At 71.6% G+C, this 17327-nt stretch carries 15 protein-coding genes; 9 read left to right on the top strand and 6 right to left on the bottom strand.

The window, feature by feature from the left end; all coding sequences use genetic code 11:
- Positions 1-4: 4 nt before the first annotated feature.
- Positions 5-1654 carry a diguanylate cyclase CdgB gene (gene cdgB / locus AB0Q90_RS17335; RefSeq protein WP_363161288.1) on the bottom strand — a complete coding sequence of 550 codons (1650 nt, stop codon included), beginning with the start codon at positions 1652-1654 and terminating at the stop codon, positions 5-7.
- A gap of 314 nt (positions 1655-1968) precedes the next feature.
- Between cdgB and AB0Q90_RS17330 the strand changes: the two genes are divergently transcribed.
- Entirely contained in the window at positions 1969-2547 is a 579-nt protein-coding gene (locus AB0Q90_RS17330) for a flavin reductase family protein (RefSeq protein WP_363161289.1), read from the top strand.
- A gap of 47 nt (positions 2548-2594) precedes the next feature.
- Positions 2595-3068, top strand: coding sequence for a GNAT family N-acetyltransferase (locus AB0Q90_RS17325; RefSeq protein ID WP_363161290.1), 474 nt, complete (start codon positions 2595-2597; stop codon positions 3066-3068).
- Between the two features lie 15 nt (positions 3069-3083).
- Here AB0Q90_RS17325 and AB0Q90_RS17320 read toward each other — a convergent pair whose 3' ends face one another.
- Both AB0Q90_RS17320 and arfB read right to left on the bottom strand, forming a co-directional pair.
- Positions 3084-3929 (bottom strand): sigma-70 family RNA polymerase sigma factor, encoded by an 846-nt coding sequence (locus tag AB0Q90_RS17320; RefSeq protein WP_363161291.1) that lies wholly within the window; start codon positions 3927-3929, stop codon positions 3084-3086.
- 86 nt (positions 3930-4015) lie between these two features.
- Positions 4016-4453 (bottom strand): alternative ribosome rescue aminoacyl-tRNA hydrolase ArfB, encoded by a 438-nt coding sequence (gene arfB, locus AB0Q90_RS17315; protein WP_363161292.1) that lies wholly within the window; start codon positions 4451-4453, stop codon positions 4016-4018.
- Between the two features lie 153 nt (positions 4454-4606).
- Here arfB and AB0Q90_RS17310 point away from each other — a divergent pair, with 153 nt between their 5' ends.
- From AB0Q90_RS17310 to AB0Q90_RS17300, 3 genes are all read left to right on the top strand, one after another.
- Positions 4607-5182 carry a TerD family protein gene (locus tag AB0Q90_RS17310; protein ID WP_363161293.1) on the top strand — a complete coding sequence of 192 codons (576 nt, stop codon included), beginning with the start codon at positions 4607-4609 and terminating at the stop codon, positions 5180-5182.
- Between the two features lie 92 nt (positions 5183-5274).
- On the top strand, positions 5275-6276 hold the full coding sequence (locus AB0Q90_RS17305; protein WP_363161294.1) for a bifunctional GNAT family N-acetyltransferase/NUDIX hydrolase: 1002 nt from the start codon (positions 5275-5277) through the stop codon (positions 6274-6276).
- Positions 6277-6429: 153 nt separating this feature from the next.
- Positions 6430-8034, top strand: coding sequence for a M4 family metallopeptidase (locus tag AB0Q90_RS17300; protein ID WP_363161295.1), 1605 nt, complete (start codon positions 6430-6432; stop codon positions 8032-8034).
- A 239-nt stretch (positions 8035-8273) separates the two neighbouring features.
- Here AB0Q90_RS17300 and AB0Q90_RS17295 read toward each other — a convergent pair whose 3' ends face one another.
- Positions 8274-10616: a LuxR C-terminal-related transcriptional regulator gene (locus AB0Q90_RS17295; RefSeq protein ID WP_363161296.1), complete on the bottom strand. Its 2343-nt coding sequence runs from the start codon at positions 10614-10616 to the stop codon at positions 8274-8276.
- Between the two features lie 170 nt (positions 10617-10786).
- On the bottom strand, positions 10787-12160 hold the full coding sequence (locus tag AB0Q90_RS17290) for a M1 family metallopeptidase (protein WP_363161297.1): 1374 nt from the start codon (positions 12158-12160) through the stop codon (positions 10787-10789).
- Between the two features lie 37 nt (positions 12161-12197).
- Here AB0Q90_RS17290 and AB0Q90_RS17285 point away from each other — a divergent pair, with 37 nt between their 5' ends.
- Positions 12198-12698, top strand: a complete 501-nt coding sequence (locus tag AB0Q90_RS17285) for a hypothetical protein (protein ID WP_363161298.1) — start codon at positions 12198-12200, stop codon at positions 12696-12698.
- A gap of 19 nt (positions 12699-12717) precedes the next feature.
- Here AB0Q90_RS17285 and AB0Q90_RS17280 read toward each other — a convergent pair whose 3' ends face one another.
- Positions 12718-13386, bottom strand: a complete 669-nt coding sequence (locus AB0Q90_RS17280) for a pentapeptide repeat-containing protein (RefSeq protein ID WP_363161299.1) — start codon at positions 13384-13386, stop codon at positions 12718-12720.
- Positions 13387-13526: 140 nt separating this feature from the next.
- Between AB0Q90_RS17280 and AB0Q90_RS17275 the strand changes: the two genes are divergently transcribed.
- Genes AB0Q90_RS17275 through AB0Q90_RS17265 form a run of 3 tightly spaced genes read left to right on the top strand, consistent with a single transcriptional unit; the run spans position 13527 to position 17265 of the window.
- Positions 13527-14690 (top strand): NAD(P)-binding protein, encoded by a 1164-nt coding sequence (locus AB0Q90_RS17275; RefSeq protein WP_363161300.1) that lies wholly within the window; start codon positions 13527-13529, stop codon positions 14688-14690.
- A gap of 47 nt (positions 14691-14737) precedes the next feature.
- Complete coding sequence (locus AB0Q90_RS17270) at positions 14738-15718, top strand: zinc-binding dehydrogenase (RefSeq protein ID WP_363161301.1); 981 nt, start codon at positions 14738-14740, stop codon at positions 15716-15718.
- Positions 15719-15762: 44 nt separating this feature from the next.
- Positions 15763-17265 carry an MFS transporter gene (locus AB0Q90_RS17265; RefSeq protein ID WP_363161302.1) on the top strand — a complete coding sequence of 501 codons (1503 nt, stop codon included), beginning with the start codon at positions 15763-15765 and terminating at the stop codon, positions 17263-17265.
- Positions 17266-17327 lie beyond the last annotated feature (62 nt).

Here is a 17327-nt window from a genome sequence, read left to right as displayed (position 1 = left end):
GGGTTCATCCCGCGCGTCTGTGTTGTTTGGGACGAGATCGTTTCTCTACGTACATCCGCTCGTCGGCGGACTTCAACACCTCGTCCGCCGTCATGCCGCAGTGCGCCCACCCGATACCGAAGCTGGCGCCCACCCGCATGGCCCGGCCGTCGACCCGGATCGGCTGGATGATCTCGTTGCGCAGGCGTACGGCGAGGTCCTGGGCGTCGGCCCGGCCGAGCCCGTCGGCGAGGACGACGAACTCGTCGCCGCCGAGCCGGGCCACGGTGTCGCCGTCGCGGACGCCCCGGGTCAGGCGGCGGGCCACCTCGATGAGGACCGCGTCACCGGCGTTGTGCCCGAACCGGTCGTTGATCGACTTGAAGCCGTCGAGGTCGCAGAAGAGCACCGCGAGCCCCTTGGTGCCGTCGTCGCGCTCGCTCTCGGGGGCGACGGTGTGCACATGGTGGTCGTAGGCGTCAATGGCCTCCGCGCCGGGGCGGAAGTCGAAGCCGTGGCCGTTGATGTCGTAGACGGGGTGGCCGTAGGCGGCGTCGAGGGAGTCGGCGGCGTCGGACGGGCCGAGTCGCTGGCACAGGCGGGCGGAGAGCCGGGCGCGCAGTTCGGCGGAGTTCGGCAGGCCGGTCAGGGAGTCGTGGGAGGCGCGGTGGGCGAGCTGGAGCTCGCGGCGCTTGCGCTCCTCTATGTCCTCGACGTGGGTAAGGAGGAAGCGGGGGCCGTCGGCGGCGTCGGCGACGACGGAGTTGCGCAGGCTGACCCAGACGTATGTACCGTCGCGGCGGCCGAGGCGCAGCTCCGCGCGTCCGCCCTCCGCCGAGGTGCGCAGCAGCGTGCCTATGTCCTCGGGGTGGACGAGGTCGGAGAAGGCGTAGCGGCGCATCGCGGAGGCGGGGCGGCCGAGGAGCCGGCAGAGCGCGTCGTTGGTCCTGAGGATCCGGCCGTGCTGGTCGCCGCCCATCTCGGCGATGGCCATGCCGGAGGGGGCGTACTCGAAGGCCTGGCGGAAGCTCTCCTCGCTCGCCCGCAGGGCCTGCTGCTCGCGCTCCAGCCTGACCAGTGCCCGCTGCATATTCGCACGTAGACGCGCGTTGCTGATCGCGATGGCGGCCTGGAACGCGTACATCTGGAGCGCCTCGCGCCCCCACGCTCCCGGCAGCCGGCCGTTACGCGGCCGGTCCACGGACAGGACGCCGATCAGCTCGCCGGAGCCGCCCTGCACGCCGGGCGTGTACATGGGCGCGAAGAGGCGGTCGGCGGGGTGCCACTCGTCCTCGAAGCGGGGGGCGGGCCCGTCGGTGTACCACTGCGGGACGTCGTCGTCGTCGAGGACCCAGCCCTCGGTGTGCGGGATGAACACCAGGTCGCCCCAGTGCTCGCCCATGGTCAGCCGGCGGTCCCAGGACTCGCGGGAGCCGACACGGCCGGTGATGAGCGCCTCGGCGGCGGGGTTGCCGGAGAAGGCGGCGACGACCAGATCGCCGTCGGGGCGGACGAGGTTGACGCACGCGAGCTCGTAGCCGAGGCCGTTGACCACGCCGTCGGCGACGGTCTGCAGCGTGTCCGCCAGGCTCCGGGCGGTGTTCATGTCCGCCATGACCTGATGCAGCTGACGCAGGGTCGCAAGACGGACGTACGGCTCCGACTCGGTCTCCATGCTCGCCCTCCCCCCGAGACCTCGCAGTGAATCAAGGGTTGTCTTCGGCGTCGTCCCCGCCACTGAATCACAGCGCGCTGCCCACTCGGTACACAGGGTCAACAATTAATAGCCCTTGTGACTCAAGTCACAGCGAAACATGAACAATTGAGCGGAGTTTCTGCGCTTTTCCTGTGCGTTTGCTGAACGCAAACTTTGTACGGAGCGCGACGGTGCCCTCCGGGAGCCGAGCCGGTGTCCGTCCGTGGTCCTAGGTCCGGTCTCGGCCCGGGGCCCGATGCGGCCGCCTCGCCGCGCACATTAGCGTTCCGGGCGTGCCGAACATTCCCCCCGCCGCCCCGTTCCCGATCACTGCCCCGCCCCTCGACGGGCATGCTGAGGGGGTGAGCAACGACGAGTTCCGCGCCGCCATGTCCCGGCTGGCCGCGGGCGTGGTCCTGGTGACCGCCTTCGAGCCCCCGCTCGCCGCCGACGGTCCCAAGGGCGAGGACGTCGGGATGACGGCGACGGCGTTCCTGTCGGTCTCCCTCGACCCGCCTCTGGTGCTCGTCAGCCTGCGCACCGGCTCCCGTATGGACGACCTGCTCGACGAGCAGCCCCTGTGGGCGGTCTCCGTCCTGTCCGAGAGCCAGCGGCACATCGCCGGCCGGTTCTCCATGAAGGGCCGGATCAGCGACCGGCTCCTCTTCGACGACATCCCCTACGTCCGCGGCTCGGCGACCGGCGCCGCGCTGGTGGGCGGGGCGCTGGCGACGCTGGAGTGCCGCACGGAGCGGACGGTGGTCGCCGGTGACCACACGCTGGTGATCGGGCGGGTGCTGACCGCGTCCCTGCCCAGCGCCGACGGGGGGCCGCTGATGTATTTCCGGGGGCGGTACCGGCAGTTGGGGTGACCCGGAATTCAGGTGACTCCGGGTGATCACCGGCTTAGGGTGCGCCCATGACCGAGACCACCCCCCGCCTCGAAGCAGTCACCGCGAAGAACATCGACGCCGCCCTCGGCATACGCGTCCGGCCCGAGCAGGAATTCGCGGTCGCACCGGTCGTGAAGTCCCTCGCCGAGGCCTATGTGCATCCCGAGGCCTGGCCGCGGCTGATCGTCGACGACGGGCGGGCGGTCGGGTTCGTCATGGCCTTCTTCGACATCGACTGGCGCGAGGACGGCACGCTCATCCGCTCCGGCCTGTGGCGGCTGAACATCGCCGACGGCGAGCAGGGCCGCGGCTACGGCCGGTTCGCCGTCGAGTCCGTCGCCGCCGAGATCCGCCGCCGCGGCGGCAAGGAGCTCTACGTCACCTGGCACCCCGGCGAGCACGGCCCGGAGAACTTCTACCTCGGCCTCGGCTTCCGCCCCAACGGGGAGACCGTCGAGGGCGAGACGGTGGGCGTGCTCGACCTCGTCCAGGGCGCCTGATCCGCCGGACGAGCGCTAGAGCAGCCTCACGTCCGCCGCGGCCGCCCGCTCGGCATCCCGCACGATGTCGATCACGGCGATCCGGCCCCGTACGAACGTGAAGGCCACCGTCCGCTCCACCCGGCCGTCGACCAGCATCACGACGCCCGCTCGGCCGTCGACCAGAGCGGGACGCGAGAAGCGGGCCAGGTGGGCGAAGCTCGCCGCGCCCTTGGCCACCGCCAGGGCTCCCGTCGTCACACCGGCCTCCGTGCGGGCCACCACGTCCGGGTCGAGCACCTGCACCAGCGCCTCGAAGTCGCCCTCGCGCGCGGCGGCCAGGAAGGCGTCGACGACCTCCCGCTGCCGGGCCAGGTCGGCGTCCGGCGCCTGGGCGCCCTGGACCCGGCGCCGGGCCCGGCTGGCGAGCTGGCGGGCCGCGTCCGGGGTGCGCCCGACGATCTCCGCGAGCTCGTCGTAGGGCACCGCGAACAGGTCGTGGAGCACGAACGCCAGCCGCTCGGCGGGGTTCAGGGTCTCCAGGACGACGAGCAGCGCGGCGCCCACCGAGTCGGCGAGCAGCGCGTCCCGCTCGGGGTCGGCGGCCTCGTCCGGCACCACGGGGGCGACGGCGTCCAGCGGCTGCTCGGCGCGTGAGCCGCGGGAACGCAGCATGTCCAGGCAGACCCGGCCGACGACGGTGGTCAGCCAGCCGCCGAGGTTGTCTATCCGGGTGCCTTCATTGCGGTTCAGCCGGATCCAGGCCTCCTGCACCGCGTCCTCGGCCTCGGCGGACGAACCGAGCATGCGGTAGGCGACGGCCCGCAGATGGGTGCGGTGCGTCTCGAAGCGCCGGGCCAGGAACTCGTTCTCGGTCGTCATGCGTCCGTCACACCTCTCGTCGTGACCGTTCGCGGTCACTGACATGACGGACGGCATGCCGCGGATGTGACACGGGGGCCGTGCGACTATCCCCAGTCGCGCCCCGAGCGCCCCCGCTTGGTCTGCGAGCGCTGCTTCTTCTCCTGGAGGCGCCGCTCGTTGATCCCGCGCGGGATCCGGGTCGGGCGGCGCGGCCTGGGCGGGGGTGCGGTGGCCTCGGCGAGCAGCGCCGCGAGGCGTACGGCGGCGGTCTCGCGGTTGCGCCACTGGGACCGGTGCTCGGAGGCGCGTACGGTGACGACGCCGTCGACCAGCCGCCCGGCCAGCCGCTCCAGCGCCCGCCGCTTCCACACCTCGGGCAGCGCCTCGGTGCGGGCGAGGTCGAAGCGCAGCTCCACCTGCGAGTCGCTGGTGTTGACGTGCTGCCCGCCGGGTCCGGAGGACCGGGAGAAACGCCACATGAGCTCGGCCTCGGGAAGCGAGACGGAGCCGCGGATGACGTGAGGACCGGACATGCCCACCATGGTCCCCTGCCTGTCCGGTCCACGTCACGCGAATATCCCTTGGTAAAGAAAGTAAAGGCACCTGGAACCTTCGGTGCCTGTCCCCGCGTTCATAGGGGTAGCTGTAGCTTCATCCCGTACTGCCGTACGCAACGAGGGAAGGGACTCCCAACAATGGCTGTAAGCCTGTCCAAGGGTGGCAACGTCTCGCTCACCAAGGAGGCTCCGGGCCTGACCGCCGTCACCGTGGGCCTCGGCTGGGACGTCCGCACCACCACCGGCACGGACTTCGACCTCGACGCGTCCGCGATCGCGGTCAACACGCAGGGCAAGGTCTACTCCGACGCCCACTTCGTCTTCTTCAACAACAAGCAGACCCCGGACAGCACGATCGTCCACACCGGTGACAACCGCACCGGCGAGGGCGCGGGCGACGACGAGGCGATCAACGTCAACCTCGCCGGGCTCCCGGCCGACATCGACAAGATCGTGTTCCCGGTCTCGATCTACGACGCCGAGAACCGCTCGCAGAACTTCGGCCAGGTGCGCAACGCCTACATCCGCATCCTGAACCAGGCCGGCGGCGCCGAGATCGCCCGCTACGACCTGTCCGAGGACGCCGCCACCGAGACCGCCATGGTCTTCGGCGAGCTGTACCGCAACGGCGCGGAGTGGAAGTTCCGCGCGGTCGGCCAGGGCTACGCCTCGGGCCTCGTGGGCATCGCCCAGGACTTCGGCGTAAACGTCTGACGGACGCCGCGCACTACGGGGACCCCCGGCTTCGGCCGGGGGTTTTCGCGTTCGCGGGAGGTTCCGTGGATCAAGGAGGTAGCGTCCGGCGCATGCGCCTGGACCCCCTCCCCCTCACCCCCGACCACGACATCCCGGCCCCCCTGCTCACCGAACTCACCGCTCTCTATGCCGCGAACCGCGAGTTCCATGCCCTCAGTGGTGACTTTCCGGACCCGGACGGCATCCGGCCGGAGCAGGTGGCGACCGCGCTGGCCGACGAGTTGGTGAATCCGGACGTGGAGGTGCTGCTCGCCCGTAGTCAGGGGCGGCTGGTGGGGGTCGTGATCACGCTGGCCCGGCATCCCGATCCGGCCGACCCGGATCCGTGGATCGGGCTGCTGATGGTGGACGCGAGCCTGCACGGGCAGGGGCACGGGCGGCGGATCGCGCAGAGTGTCGAGGACCGTTTCCGCGCCGCGGGCCGCACGGCCGTACGTCTCGCGGTCCTCGCCAACAACCCCAAGGCGCTCGCGTTCTGGACCGCGCTCGGCTACGAGGTGATCGACCATCGCGAGGACCGCGGGCTGGGCCGCCCCTGCGCGGTCCTGCGCAAGCTTCTGCGCATCCCGCGCCGGGCCGCCCGGGTCGCCGTGGTCGACCCCGAGGGCGCGGTCTTCCTCTTCAGCTACGACAACTCCGAGGTCGGCCTCCACTGGGCCCTGCCCGGCGGGGGCCTGGAGGCGGACGAGACCCCGCGCGAGGGCGCCCTGCGTGAACTGGGCGAGGAGACGGGCTGGACGGACCTGAAAGCGGGCCCGCTGCTGTGCACGTGGGAGCACGACTTCACACTCCCCCACTCTCGGCTTCGCTCGAGCGGGGGGACCCCCATCGGTATCCCCGTCCACCAGCACGAGCACATCTACGTCACGCACGGCCCGCGCCGCGATCCGTCCGGCCCCCAACTGGCCGCCGCGCACGCCGAGGACGGCATCCTCGCCTGGCGCTGGTGGACGCGCGAGGAGCTGGCCGCCGCCAAGGAGTCGATCTGGCCGCCCGATCTGGCCGAGCTTCTGACGCGGTGGGAAGCCGCCCCTGACGGATCGTCCGCATAACGGACTCTCAGAAGCGTCTTTCGGATACGAAGACGTAAAGTCTTGATCGCACCCTGTCAAACAGGGTGGTTCAAATGTCACCCTCTCCTGGCTCGCCGCAACTCTGTGCCCCACCTGAGCCCCAACCATGAGGCCAGCGACTAAGGAGACCGAGTGAGACAGCACAGCCGCAAGACCGCCCTCCGCGCCGGCGCCCTGATCGGGTCTGCCGCGATGGTCGTGCTCGCGCTGCAGAACGGCCCCGCCACCGCAGCGCCCGAACCGGGCAGCACCGGTTCGCTCCCCCTCAGCGCCTCCGCCCGCGCCACCGCCATCAAGTCGGCCCAGGCCCAGGCGGCTTCGACCGCCCGCGAGCTCGGGCTCGGCGCGCAGGAGAAGCTCGTCGTCCGGGATGTCCTGAAAGACGCCGACGGCACGGTTCACACCCGCTACGAGCGGACCTACGCGGGCCTGCCCGTCCTCGGCGGCGACCTGGTCACGCACGTGACGAAGGGCGGCGCCCTCAAGGGCGTCAGCAAGGCGACCAAGTCCCGGATAGCCGTGGCGTCCACCGACGCCGCGATATCCGCCGCCACGGCGAAGAAGTCCGCGCTCAAGGCGGCGGACGAGGGCACCGCCGCGACCCCCCGCAAGGTCGTCTGGGCCGCCAACGGCAAGCCCGTCCTCGCCTACGAGACGGTCGTCGAGGGCCTCCAGCACGACGGCACCCCGAGCGAGCTGCACGTCGTCACCGACGCCGCCACCGGCAAGCAGCTGTACTCCTTCGAGGCCATCGAGACCGGCTCGGGCACCAGCCAGTACAGCGGCACCGTCCCGCTCGGCACCACCGCCGCCTCCGGCGGGTTCGACATGACCGACTCCGGGCGCGGCGGCCACAAGACGTACGACCTGAACGGCGCCACCAACGGCACCGGCACCCTCTTCCACGACGCCGACGACGTCTGGGGCGACGACACCCCGACGAACCGTCAGACCGCCGCCGTGGACGCCCACTACGGCGCCGCCGTGACCTGGGACTTCTACAAGAACGAGCTGGGCCGCAACGGCATCCGCGGCGACGGAGTGGCCGCCTACTCGCGGGTCCACTACGGCAACGCCTACGTCAACGCCTTCTGGTCCGACCAGTGCTTCTGCATGACGTACGGCGACGGCGCGGGCAACCTCAAGCCGCTCACCTCGCTCGACGTCGCCGGCCACGAGATGACCCACGGTCTGACCTCGGCCACCGCCGGCCTGCGCTACAGCCGTGAGTCCGGCGGCCTGAACGAGGCCACCAGCGACATCCTCGGCACCTCGGTGGAGTTCTTCGCGAACAACTCCTCCGACGCCGGTGACTACCTGATCGGCGAGAAGATCGACATCCGTGGCAACGGCACCCCGCTGCGCTACATGGACAAGCCCAGCAAGGACGGCAACTCCGTCGACTACTGGTCCCGCACGGTGGCCCGGCTCGACGTGCACTACTCGTCGGGCCCCGCCAACCACTTCTTCTACCTGCTGTCCGAGGGCAGCGGCGCGAAGACCATCAACGGGGTCGCCTACGACTCCCCGACCTACGACGGCTCCACGGTCACCGGCATCGGCCGCACCAAGGCCTACCTGATCTGGTACCGGGCCCTGACGACGTACATGACCTCGTCGACCAACTACGCGGGCGCCCGCACGGCGACCCTCCAGGCGGCGGCCGACCTGTACGGCTCGGGCGGCGCGGAGTACAACGCGGTGGCGGCGGCCTGGAAGGCGGTCAACGTCAACTAGGTACGTACATCGCTCCGGCCGGGGTACCGATCCCGGCCGGCCCGGCCCGGCGCCGCAACTTCGGTATACGGAACCCGAGTTGGCTGCGGCCCTCCGGGCCGGGCGGTGCGGCACCCTGTCTGGGTGCAACCGAATGTCGCGATCGTCAAGCTGGTCGGCAGCGTGACGAGGAGCCGCCCCGTGAGGACGGTGGTCTGTCGGCGGATCATCAACTCCCGCCGGGCGGCCCCTCGCCTTGTTCAGGACTCCGCTGCCGCGTGGGCCACCGCGAGCGTGGCGATCTGGGTCCGGGACGCGTAGCCGAGCTTGCCCATGATGTGCTCCAGGTGCGAGTCCACGGTCCGCTTGGAGATGGTGAGCCGCTCGGCGATCTGCCGGTTGGACAGCCCCTCGGCCACCAGCAGCGCGATTTCCTGCTCCCGTCCGGTCAGCGCGGACCAGCCGCCGTTGCCGCGCCCGGCACCGGGCCCGTTCCTGGCGAGGTCGGCGTGGTCGACGGCCTCCTGCAGCGGCAGCGCGGCGCCCGTGTCGTACAGCTCCTCGTAGAAGCGGTCGCCGAGGGCACCGCGGGCCAGGTCCGCCGCGGTGCGGTGGGCCTGGTGCATGGCGGGGATGCCCAGACGCGGGTCGTGGAATCTCTCCCACAGCCGGTCGGCCGTGCCCAGCAGTGAGGCGGCGCGCTCGTAGCGCTCCTCGGCGGCGGCGATCCAGCCGAGGGTGTCGAACGAGAAGGCGATGCCCTGGACGTGGCGGATCTCCAGGCAGAGCCGGATCGCCGTCCGCAGGGCGTCGGCGGAGTCCTCGTAGCGGCCGAGGCCCCACAGGGCGCAGCCGCGGATCCAGGTGAACCAGCCGGTGACCCAGCGCTCCCCCAGCGGTTCCAGGAGGGGCCAGGTCTCCTCGCAGGTGGCGAGCGTCTTGTCGTACTCGCCCGCGCAGACACACGATCCGCACATCGTCGCCAGCATCCACGCCTCGCTCGCCCGGTCCTCCAGGGCCGCGAACCGTTCCCGGGCGTCCTTGAGCTGTTCGAAGGCCCAGTCGAGTTGGCCGGCCAGGGTGTGCGCAAGTCCGCGGTTGAAGACGATGTACGCCGCCTCCGCACGGGCCGCTCCCTCAGGGGCGGCGGCCTCCGCCTGGTCGGTCAGCTCCAGGCCGCGCGCATGCGCGCCCGACATGAGACTGAGGTGACCGGCGACCCTGAGGGCCTGCGGACGGGCCGGGTGCGGGCCGGGGCAGGCGGTGAGCAGCCGTTCCAGCCAGTACAGGCCCTCGACCGTGCGGCCGGTGCCCAGCCACAACCCCCACAGCGCGGAGGCCAGTTCCAGCCCGGCGGCGGCCTCCTGCGAAGAGGCGCAGCAGAACTCCAGTGCCGAGCGCAGGCTGGCCCGCTCCTGCCAGGTGCGCCGCATCCAGGAGGCCTGCTCGGCGGTGAGCCACTTCCGGTCGAACTCGCGGGCCAGCGTGAGGCAGTGGTCGCGGTGGCGTGTGCGGTACTCGGTCTCGGCGCCGCACTCGGCGAGCCGCTCCCTGCCGTACTCGCGGATGGTGTCGAGCATGCGGTAGCGGGCGCCGCTGCCGTCGCCCTCGTCGTCGAGGCGGAGCACGACCGCCTTGTCCACCAGGCCGATCAGGCACTCCAGGATCTCCTCGGGCGCCAGCCGCGGCCCGGAGCAGACCTCCTCGGCGGCGGTCAGCTCGAACTCACCGGCGAAGACCGACAGCCGAATCCACAGCAACTGCTCCTGTGCGGTGCACAGTTCATGGCTCCAGTCGATGGCGGTACGCAGGGTCTGGTGCCGGGGCAGCGCGATGCGACTGCCGCCGGACAGCAGCCGGAAACGGTGGTCGAGACGGTCCAGGAGCTGCTCCAGGGACAGCGCCCGCAGCCGTACGGCGGCCAGTTCGATGGCGAGCGGGATGCCGTCGAGCCGGTGGCACAACCGGGCGACCAGCGCCCGGTTGGCGTCGGTGAGCCCGAAGCCGCGCACCACGGCGGCCGCCCGCTCGGCGAACAGACACATGGCATCGCTGGGGGCCGCGCCCGGCAGCATGTCCTCGTCCGGGTCGATCACCGGCAGCGGCATCACCTGCAGCACGCGCTCGCCTGGCGCGTCGAGCGGCTGGCGGCTGGTGGCGAGGACCCGGACGTTCGGGCAGTAGCGCAGCAGCGACTGGACGAACAGGGCGCAGGCGTCGACGAGATGCTCGCAGGTGTCCAGGACCAGCAACAGCCGCTTGCGCCCGACATAGGCGATGAGCGCGTCGAGCAGCGCGCGGGCGGCCCGCTCGGACTGCTCCGGCAACTCCACCGCCGAGGCGACGGCGTTGGCCAGCAGCGCCGGGTCGCGCAGTTCGGACAACTCGACGAAGTAGACCCCGTCGGGGCAGTGTTCGCGCATTCGCCGGGCCGTGCGCAGTGCGAGCCGGGTCTTACCCACGCCACCGGCGCCCATCAGCGTGACCAGCCGCTCGTGTCCCAGCACGGCGTGTATCTCTGCGAGTTCGGCCTCCCGGCCGATGAAGCGGGTGAGCTCGACAGGCAGTACGCCCTGATCCGTGTCGGGTCCGGAGCCGTCCATGACGTCCCCTCTCGTCCTCGGCCCGGCGCACGCGACGGGCTCGGTCACTCCGAGTGGAACCTTAGGTATACGGATGTCATACGGAGGGCGAGGTACGGAGAAGACAGGGACAGGCCTGACCCCGGTCACCTGTGGACGCTTTCGGGCGCTTGTCGACCATGCGGGTTCGCCTAACGATCGCCGGGCCTGCCTTCGCCGTACAGCCAGTCCGCCCAGATGCGGCCGAAGTCCACGTCCGGCGCCTGCCGCTCCACGTACGCCGTGAAGTCGTCGGTGCCGGCGACCCCGTGGCGGTGGGCGGCCGTCCAGCCCTGGACCAGGTCGTAGAAGGCGTCGTCGCCGACCGCCCGGCGGATCTGGTGGACGACCATCGCGCCGCGGTCGTACACGGGCCGGTCGGAGATGTGCGCGGCGCCGGTCGGCTCGGCGGGCGGGAACGCCCAGAGGTCGGCGTCCTGGCTGTCGTAGAGCGCCTCGAAGGTCTCCTGGGCGCTGTCGCCGCCCTGGTCCTCCTCCCACAGCCACTCGGCGTAGGTGGCGAAGCCCTCGTTGAGCCACATGTCCTGCCAGGAGCGCGGGGTGACGGAGTTGCCGAACCACTGGTGGGCGATCTCGTGGACGAGCAGCGCGGTCTCGGGGGCGCCGGGGAAGACCGGGCGGTTCTGGGTCTCCAGGGCATAGCCGGAGTCGTCCGGGCGCTCGACGACCGCGCCGGTGGAGGAGAACGGGTAGGGCCCGAAGTTGTACGCCGCCCACTCCATGACCTGCGGCAGCCGCGCGAGCACCTTGGCGCTCGCCTTCGCCTCGGCCGGGTCGACGGCCGTGTACGCCGGTACGTCCGCGGCCGTCGAGCGGCTGATGTCGTAGTCGCCGACGGCGACGGTGGCGACGTAGCTCGCCATGGGCTCGGCGGTGTGCCAGGTGAAGGCGGTACGGCCGCCTCCGGTCCGCTCGCCGGTCAGCTCGCCGTTGGAGACGGCCCGCAGGCCCTTCGGCACGGTGACGGTGATGTCGTACGAGGCCTTGTCGGAGGGGTGGTGGTTGCCGGGGAACCAGGTCATCGATCCCGACGGCTCGCCGAGGGCGAGGGCGCCGTCGGCGGTGGGGATCCAGCCCTCCTGCGAGCCGTCCGGGTCGGTGAGGGTGGCGGGGGTGCCGGAGTAGCGGACGGTGACGCGGAAGGTGTCCTTGGCGGTGAGGCCGTGGCGCGGGCGGACGGTGAGCTCCTGGCCGGTGCGGCGCCAGCGAGCGCTGTCGTCCCCCACCTTGATGCCTTCGACGTCCAGTCCCTTGAAGTCCAGGTTGAAGGCGGAGAGGTCCTGGGTGGCGCGGGCGTTGATCGTCGCCGTGCCGGTGAGGTGGCGGGTGCCGGGGTCGTAGGCGAGGTCGAGGGCGTAGCGGGTGACGTTGTAGCCGCCGTTTCCGGCCTTGGGGAAGTACGGGTCGCCCAGGCCGGAGCTGCCGGGGGTGCCGTGGCCGCTACCGCCGCAGGCGCTGAGCGCGAGCAGGGAGGGGACCAGGCACAGCCGCACGAACCGGGACACGGTCGCGATCCTATGGGGGCGTGACACCATCACCTACGTGCTCGACATCGGCTATGCCCTCTCCAACCGCTTCCCGGACCCGCCGCAGACGGACTACCGCCGCGCGGACGTCCACGCCCTGCGCCACGACCTGTTCTGCGGCGATGTCTATCTCGCGGACACCAAGGCGGACCGGGAGCTGTCCACAGCCTGGGGATGGGTGCCGGTGCTCGACTTCGCGTGGGCGCTGTGCGACATCGTGGAACGCCTGGACCGCGACCCGGCCGGCTCCCGCGCCTCCCGCCCCCAGCACGCGGAACTGGACTTCACCGAGTCCACCGACCGCATGCTCTTCGAGCGCCGCTTCGGCTGGGTGGACATCGAGGCCGACTGGATGCCGGCGGAGGAGCCCCCGCTGACCTTCTCCCACTCCGACCTGCGCCGCGAGGCCCGCGACTTCCTGCACGACCTGATCGCCGACCTGTGCGACCTGCACGAGGACCTGGCCGAGAACCCGGCGATCTGGACGCTCCAGGCCCGCTTCCCGCGGGTGGGGTGAGGCGTGCGCGGCAGCGCCGTCACCCCTCCACTCTGATCCCCAGCTCCCCCGCCAGCACCGGCGCCAGATCCAGCAGTTGGGCGGTGCTGATCACCGCTCCGGCCAGCCGGTCCACGCCCCGCGCGAGGTCCAGCTCCACCGCGCCCCGCAGGTCGACGTCCGTGAGCGTGACGCCGGCGAGGTCCGCGCGCTTCAGGGTGCAGTCCGTGAACTCGACGCGCTCCAGCGTCGCCCCGCCGAAGTCCGGCTCGACGAGGACACAGCCCTCGAAGACGACGTCCCTGAGGCGGGCCCCGCGCAGGTTCAGGTAGTCGATCTTGCCGCCGCGGATCACCACCCGCTCCAGGACGGCGCCGTGCAACTGCGCCCCGCCCAGCCGGGCGTCGATCAGCTCCGCGTCCCGGAGCGTCGCCTCGGACAGGTCGGTGCCCACACCCCGTATGCCGGTGAGGACCGAGTCCAGGACGCGCGCGTGCCGCAGCCGTGTCCCGTCCAGCGCGCACCCCGTCAGCGCGCAGTCCATGAAGCGGGCGCCCCCGCCGTCCTGACCGGCGAGATCCCGCTCACGGAACTCCAGCCCGTCGTAGTCCCCGTCCGGCTCCAGCTCGCCCCCGTACACCTCCAGCGGCGGCAGCCGCACCTCCGGCCGCCGCGCCCCCTTCACCTCGCCCGCCGCTCTCCTCGCCATGTCCCCCATGCTGCACCCCACCACTGACAACGCCCTTCACACCACTCCTGACCTGCGAAATCCCGGCCGATGTCACATTCCGGGGCCCTCGGTGCGTCGTATGGGCGTAACGGCACGCCGACTTGAGGGAGATCCCAGCCATGCACCGCATCACCGTCGTCGGCGGCGGCTTCGCCGGACTCACCGCCGCCATCACCGCCGCCGAGGCGGGCGCCAAGGTCACCGTGTACGAGGCCCACCACACGCTGGGCGGGCGGGCGCGGACCGCCGAGGGGCCGTACCGGACGAACGAGGGTCCGCACGCCCTCTACAGCGGCGGCCCGCACTGGACCTGGCTCAAGCAGCGCGACCTGATCGGGCAGCTCGCCCCCTTGCCACCTCTGGAGGCGGCCCGGCTGCGGCTGCGGCACAAGGGAGCGCTGCGCCGCACCCCGCCCTTCGCCATGCTCAAGCTGCTGCGCCGCGGTCTGCCCCAGGCGCCCGTCGACGTCGACTTCCTGACGTGGGCGAGCGACATCGCGGGCGAGGAGGGCGCGCGGGCCGCCGCCCACTACTCCGCCGTGGCGCTGTTCCACCACGACCCCGGATCGCTGTCCGCCGCGTTCGTGCAGGAGCGCCTGCGCCGCGCCACCAAGCTGCCGCCCGAGGCGCACTACCCGCGCGGCGGCTGGGCCACCGTGATCGACCGGATGGCGAGCCGCGCCTGGAACCTGGGCGTGCGGATGGAGACCCTGTCCCGGGTGAACACCGTGCCGACCGACACGCCCGTCATCGTCGCCACCTCCCTCGACGCCGCCCGCCGCCTTCTCGGGGACGAGAGCCTGACCTGGCCGAGCGGGCGTACGGCCCTCGTCGACCTCGCCGTACGCACCCGGCGCGGGGACGCCTTCGCCGTGTCCGACCTGGACGCCCCCGGGTGGATCGAGCGGTTCACCGCGCAGGACCGGACCCTCGCGCCGGCCGGCGAGCAGTTGATCCAGGGTCAGATCCCGCTCGCCCCGGGCGAGTCGAAGGCGGCCGGTGTCGCCCGCGCCGAGCAGCTCCTGGACCTGGGCTTCGAGGGCTGGCGCGAGCGTGTGACCTGGCGGCGGGAGGCGGTTGCCAACGGCCGTACGGGCGCCGTCGATCTGCCCGGCAGCAGCTGGCGGGACCGGCCGGCCATCGACCGCGGCGACGGCGTCTATCTCGCGGGCGACCAGGTCGCCGCCCCCGGTGTGCTCTCGGAGGTGTCCTTCAACAGCGCACTCACCGCGGTGTCGTTGGCGCTCGGCCGGAAGCCCGCCCTTGACCTCAAGCATGCTTGAGGTTGAAGAGTGGACCTCGTACCGACGCCAACGATGGGGGACCCCTCATGCACGCCGTCCGACTCCACGCCTTCGGGCCCGCCGAGAACCTCGTCCACGAGCAGGTGGAGGACCCCCGGCCCGGCCCCGGCCAGGTCCGTATCGCCGTCGCTGCGGCCGGTGTCCACCTCCTCGACACCGCGCTACGCGAGGGCATGCAGGGCCCGGGGCCGGCGCCCACCGTCCTGCCCACCGTTCCCGGACGCGAGGTCGCGGGTGTGATCGAGTCCCTCGGCGAAGGCGTCGCCGACCTGTGGCTCGGCAAGAAGGTCGTCGCCCACCTCGGTTTCGCGCCCGGCGGCTACGCCGAACTCGCCGTCACCAACGTCGAACGCGTCCACGAGATCCCCGGCAACCTCGACTTCGCCGAGGCCGTCGCCATGATCGGCACGGGGCGTACGACGATGGGAATCGTGCAGTTCGCCGAGCTCGGCCCGGACTCCGTGGCCGTGATCCCGGCCGCCGCCGGCGGCATCGGCACGCTGCTCGTCCAGTACGCCAAGAACGCCGGCGCCACCGTCGTCGGGCTGGCCGGCGGCCCCGAGAAGACCGCCCGCGTCCAGGCGAACGGCGCCGACCTCGCCGTCGACTACAAGGACCCCGACTGGCCCGGGAAGGTCCGCGCCTACCTGGGCGGACGGGCCGCCACCGTGGTCTTCGACGGCGTCGGCGGCAGCGTCGCCCGGGAGGCCGTCGCGCTGCTCGGGCCCGGCGGCAGGCACCTCGTCTTCGGCTGGTCCGGCGAGGGCATTCAGGGCGGCGAGCCCTACCTCGTCGAGGGCGTCTCCGAGCAGGTCCTCGGCCCCGTGATGCTGAAAAAGGCCGGCGGCCCCGACCCCGTACGCACCCTGGAACTCCGGGCCCTCGCCGAGGCCGCCGCCGGCCGGCTCACCCCGGCCGTGCAGCGCTTCCCGCTCGCCGAGGCCGCCGCCGCGCACCGGGCGCTGGAGAGCCGTGGAACGACCGGAAAGGTGGTGCTGGAGCCGTGACGTCTCCGGATGCGACAGGTCCCGATCCATGGTCTGCTGACCGGGTGAGTATCACCCGAACAGGTGAAACGACCGCTTCCTCGGACCCCGATCCCCGCCGCTGGTGGGGGCTGGTGGTCATCGCTCTCGCCCAGCTGATGGTCGTCCTCGACGCGACCATCGTGAACATCGCGCTGCCGTCCGCCCAGGAGGACCTGGGCATGACGGACGGCAACCGGCAGTGGGTCATCACGGCCTACACGCTCGCCTTCGGCGGGCTCCTCCTGCTCGGCGGCCGGATCGCCGACCTCGCGGGACGCAAGCGCACCTTCGTCATCGGGCTCGTCGGCTTCGCCGCCGCCTCCGCACTCGGCGGCGCCGCCACCGGCTCCGGGATGCTCTTCGCCGCCCGCGCCCTCCAGGGCGTCTTCGCCGCGGTCCTGGCACCCTCCGCGCTGTCCCTGCTCACCACGACCTTCACCGACCCCAAGGAACGCGCCAAGGCCTTCGGCATCTACGGCGCCCTGGCCGGCAGCGGATCCGCGATCGGCTTCATCGTCGGCGGGCTGCTCACCGAGTACCTGGACTGGCGCTGGTGTCTGTACGTCAACGTGCCCATCGCGATCGCCGCCGTCGCCGGCGCGCTCGTCCTGCTGCACGACCGGCCCGGCACCCCGGGCGCCCGCCTCGACGTGCCCGGCGCGCTGCTGGGCTGCGGCGGTCTCGTCGCGATCGTCTACGGCTTCAGCGAGGCCGAGCCCCGGGGCTGGTCGGACGCGGTGGTGCTGGGGCTGCTCGCGGGCGGCGTCGTACTCCTGGCGGCCTTTGTGTGGTGGCAGTCGCGTGCCCCCATGCCCCTCCTCCCCCTCCACATCATCAAGGACCGCAACCGTGCGGGCTGCTTCCTGACGATGGGGCTGGCCGTGATCGGCATGTTCGGGCTGTTCCTGTTCATGACGTACTACCTCCAGGTGATCCTGGAGTACTCGCCGGTGATGACGGGCCTGGCGTTCCTCCCCCTGACCGCCGCGATCATCATCGGCTCCACGCAGATCTCGGCCCGGCTGATGCACCACGTGGCGCCGCGGCTGCTGATGGTGCCGGGCATGCTGCTGGCCTCGGCCGGCATGCTGCTGCTGACCCGGATGACGGTGCACTCGTCCTACGCCACCGAGATCCTGCCCGCGCTGATCCTGATGGGCCTCGGCATGGGCCTGACCTTCATGCCGGTCTTCGCCACGGCCACGGCGGGGGTGGCGCCGCAGGACTCCGGCGTCACGTCGGCGACGGTGAACACCTCGCAGCAGGTGGGTGGTTCGATCGGTACGGCGCTGCTGAACACGATCGCGACGACCAGCAGCACGGCGTACATCACGGCCCACCTGACCGACCCCGCCCAACAGGCCCTGGTCACCAAGGAAGGCATCGTCCACGGCTACACGGTCGCCATCTGGTGGGCCGCCGCCATCATGCTCCTGGGCGCCGTGGTGGCAGGCCTGATGGTCACAGCCAAGGCCCCAAAACACCAGACACCGACGGACGCACCTGTCCCGGAACGGGTGTCCTGATGAGCCGCTGATCCTGCGGGCATTCGTGCCGCCTAGGGCGGCCCCGCTGCCAAAGAGAGGCG

This window comes from Streptomyces sp. NPDC079141 (assembly GCF_040686775.1).
Taxonomy (GTDB): Bacteria; Actinomycetota; Actinomycetes; order Streptomycetales; family Streptomycetaceae; genus Streptomyces.
This window is presented reverse-complemented; position numbering and strand designations above follow the sequence as displayed.

Bases quoted from the DNA above. Each gene is read 5' to 3' on its own strand.
- cdgB (WP_363161288.1), bottom strand. From the start codon at position 1,654: ATGGAGACCGAGTCGGAGCCGTACGTCCGTCTTGCGACCCTGCGTCAG.
- AB0Q90_RS17325 (WP_363161290.1), top strand. From the start codon at position 2,595: ATGACCGAGACCACCCCCCGCCTCGAAGCAGTCACCGCGAAGAACATC.
- AB0Q90_RS17320 (WP_363161291.1), bottom strand. From the start codon at position 3,929: ATGACGACCGAGAACGAGTTCCTGGCCCGGCGCTTCGAGACGCACCGC.
- arfB (WP_363161292.1), bottom strand. From the start codon at position 4,453: ATGGTGGGCATGTCCGGTCCTCACGTCATCCGCGGCTCCGTCTCGCTT.
- AB0Q90_RS17310 (WP_363161293.1), top strand. From the start codon at position 4,607: ATGGCTGTAAGCCTGTCCAAGGGTGGCAACGTCTCGCTCACCAAGGAG.
- AB0Q90_RS17305 (WP_363161294.1), top strand. From the start codon at position 5,275: ATGCGCCTGGACCCCCTCCCCCTCACCCCCGACCACGACATCCCGGCC.
- AB0Q90_RS17295 (WP_363161296.1), bottom strand. From the start codon at position 10,616: ATGGACGGCTCCGGACCCGACACGGATCAGGGCGTACTGCCTGTCGAG.
- AB0Q90_RS17280 (WP_363161299.1), bottom strand. From the start codon at position 13,386: ATGGCGAGGAGAGCGGCGGGCGAGGTGAAGGGGGCGCGGCGGCCGGAG.
- AB0Q90_RS17275 (WP_363161300.1), top strand. From the start codon at position 13,527: ATGCACCGCATCACCGTCGTCGGCGGCGGCTTCGCCGGACTCACCGCC.
- AB0Q90_RS17270 (WP_363161301.1), top strand. From the start codon at position 14,738: ATGCACGCCGTCCGACTCCACGCCTTCGGGCCCGCCGAGAACCTCGTC.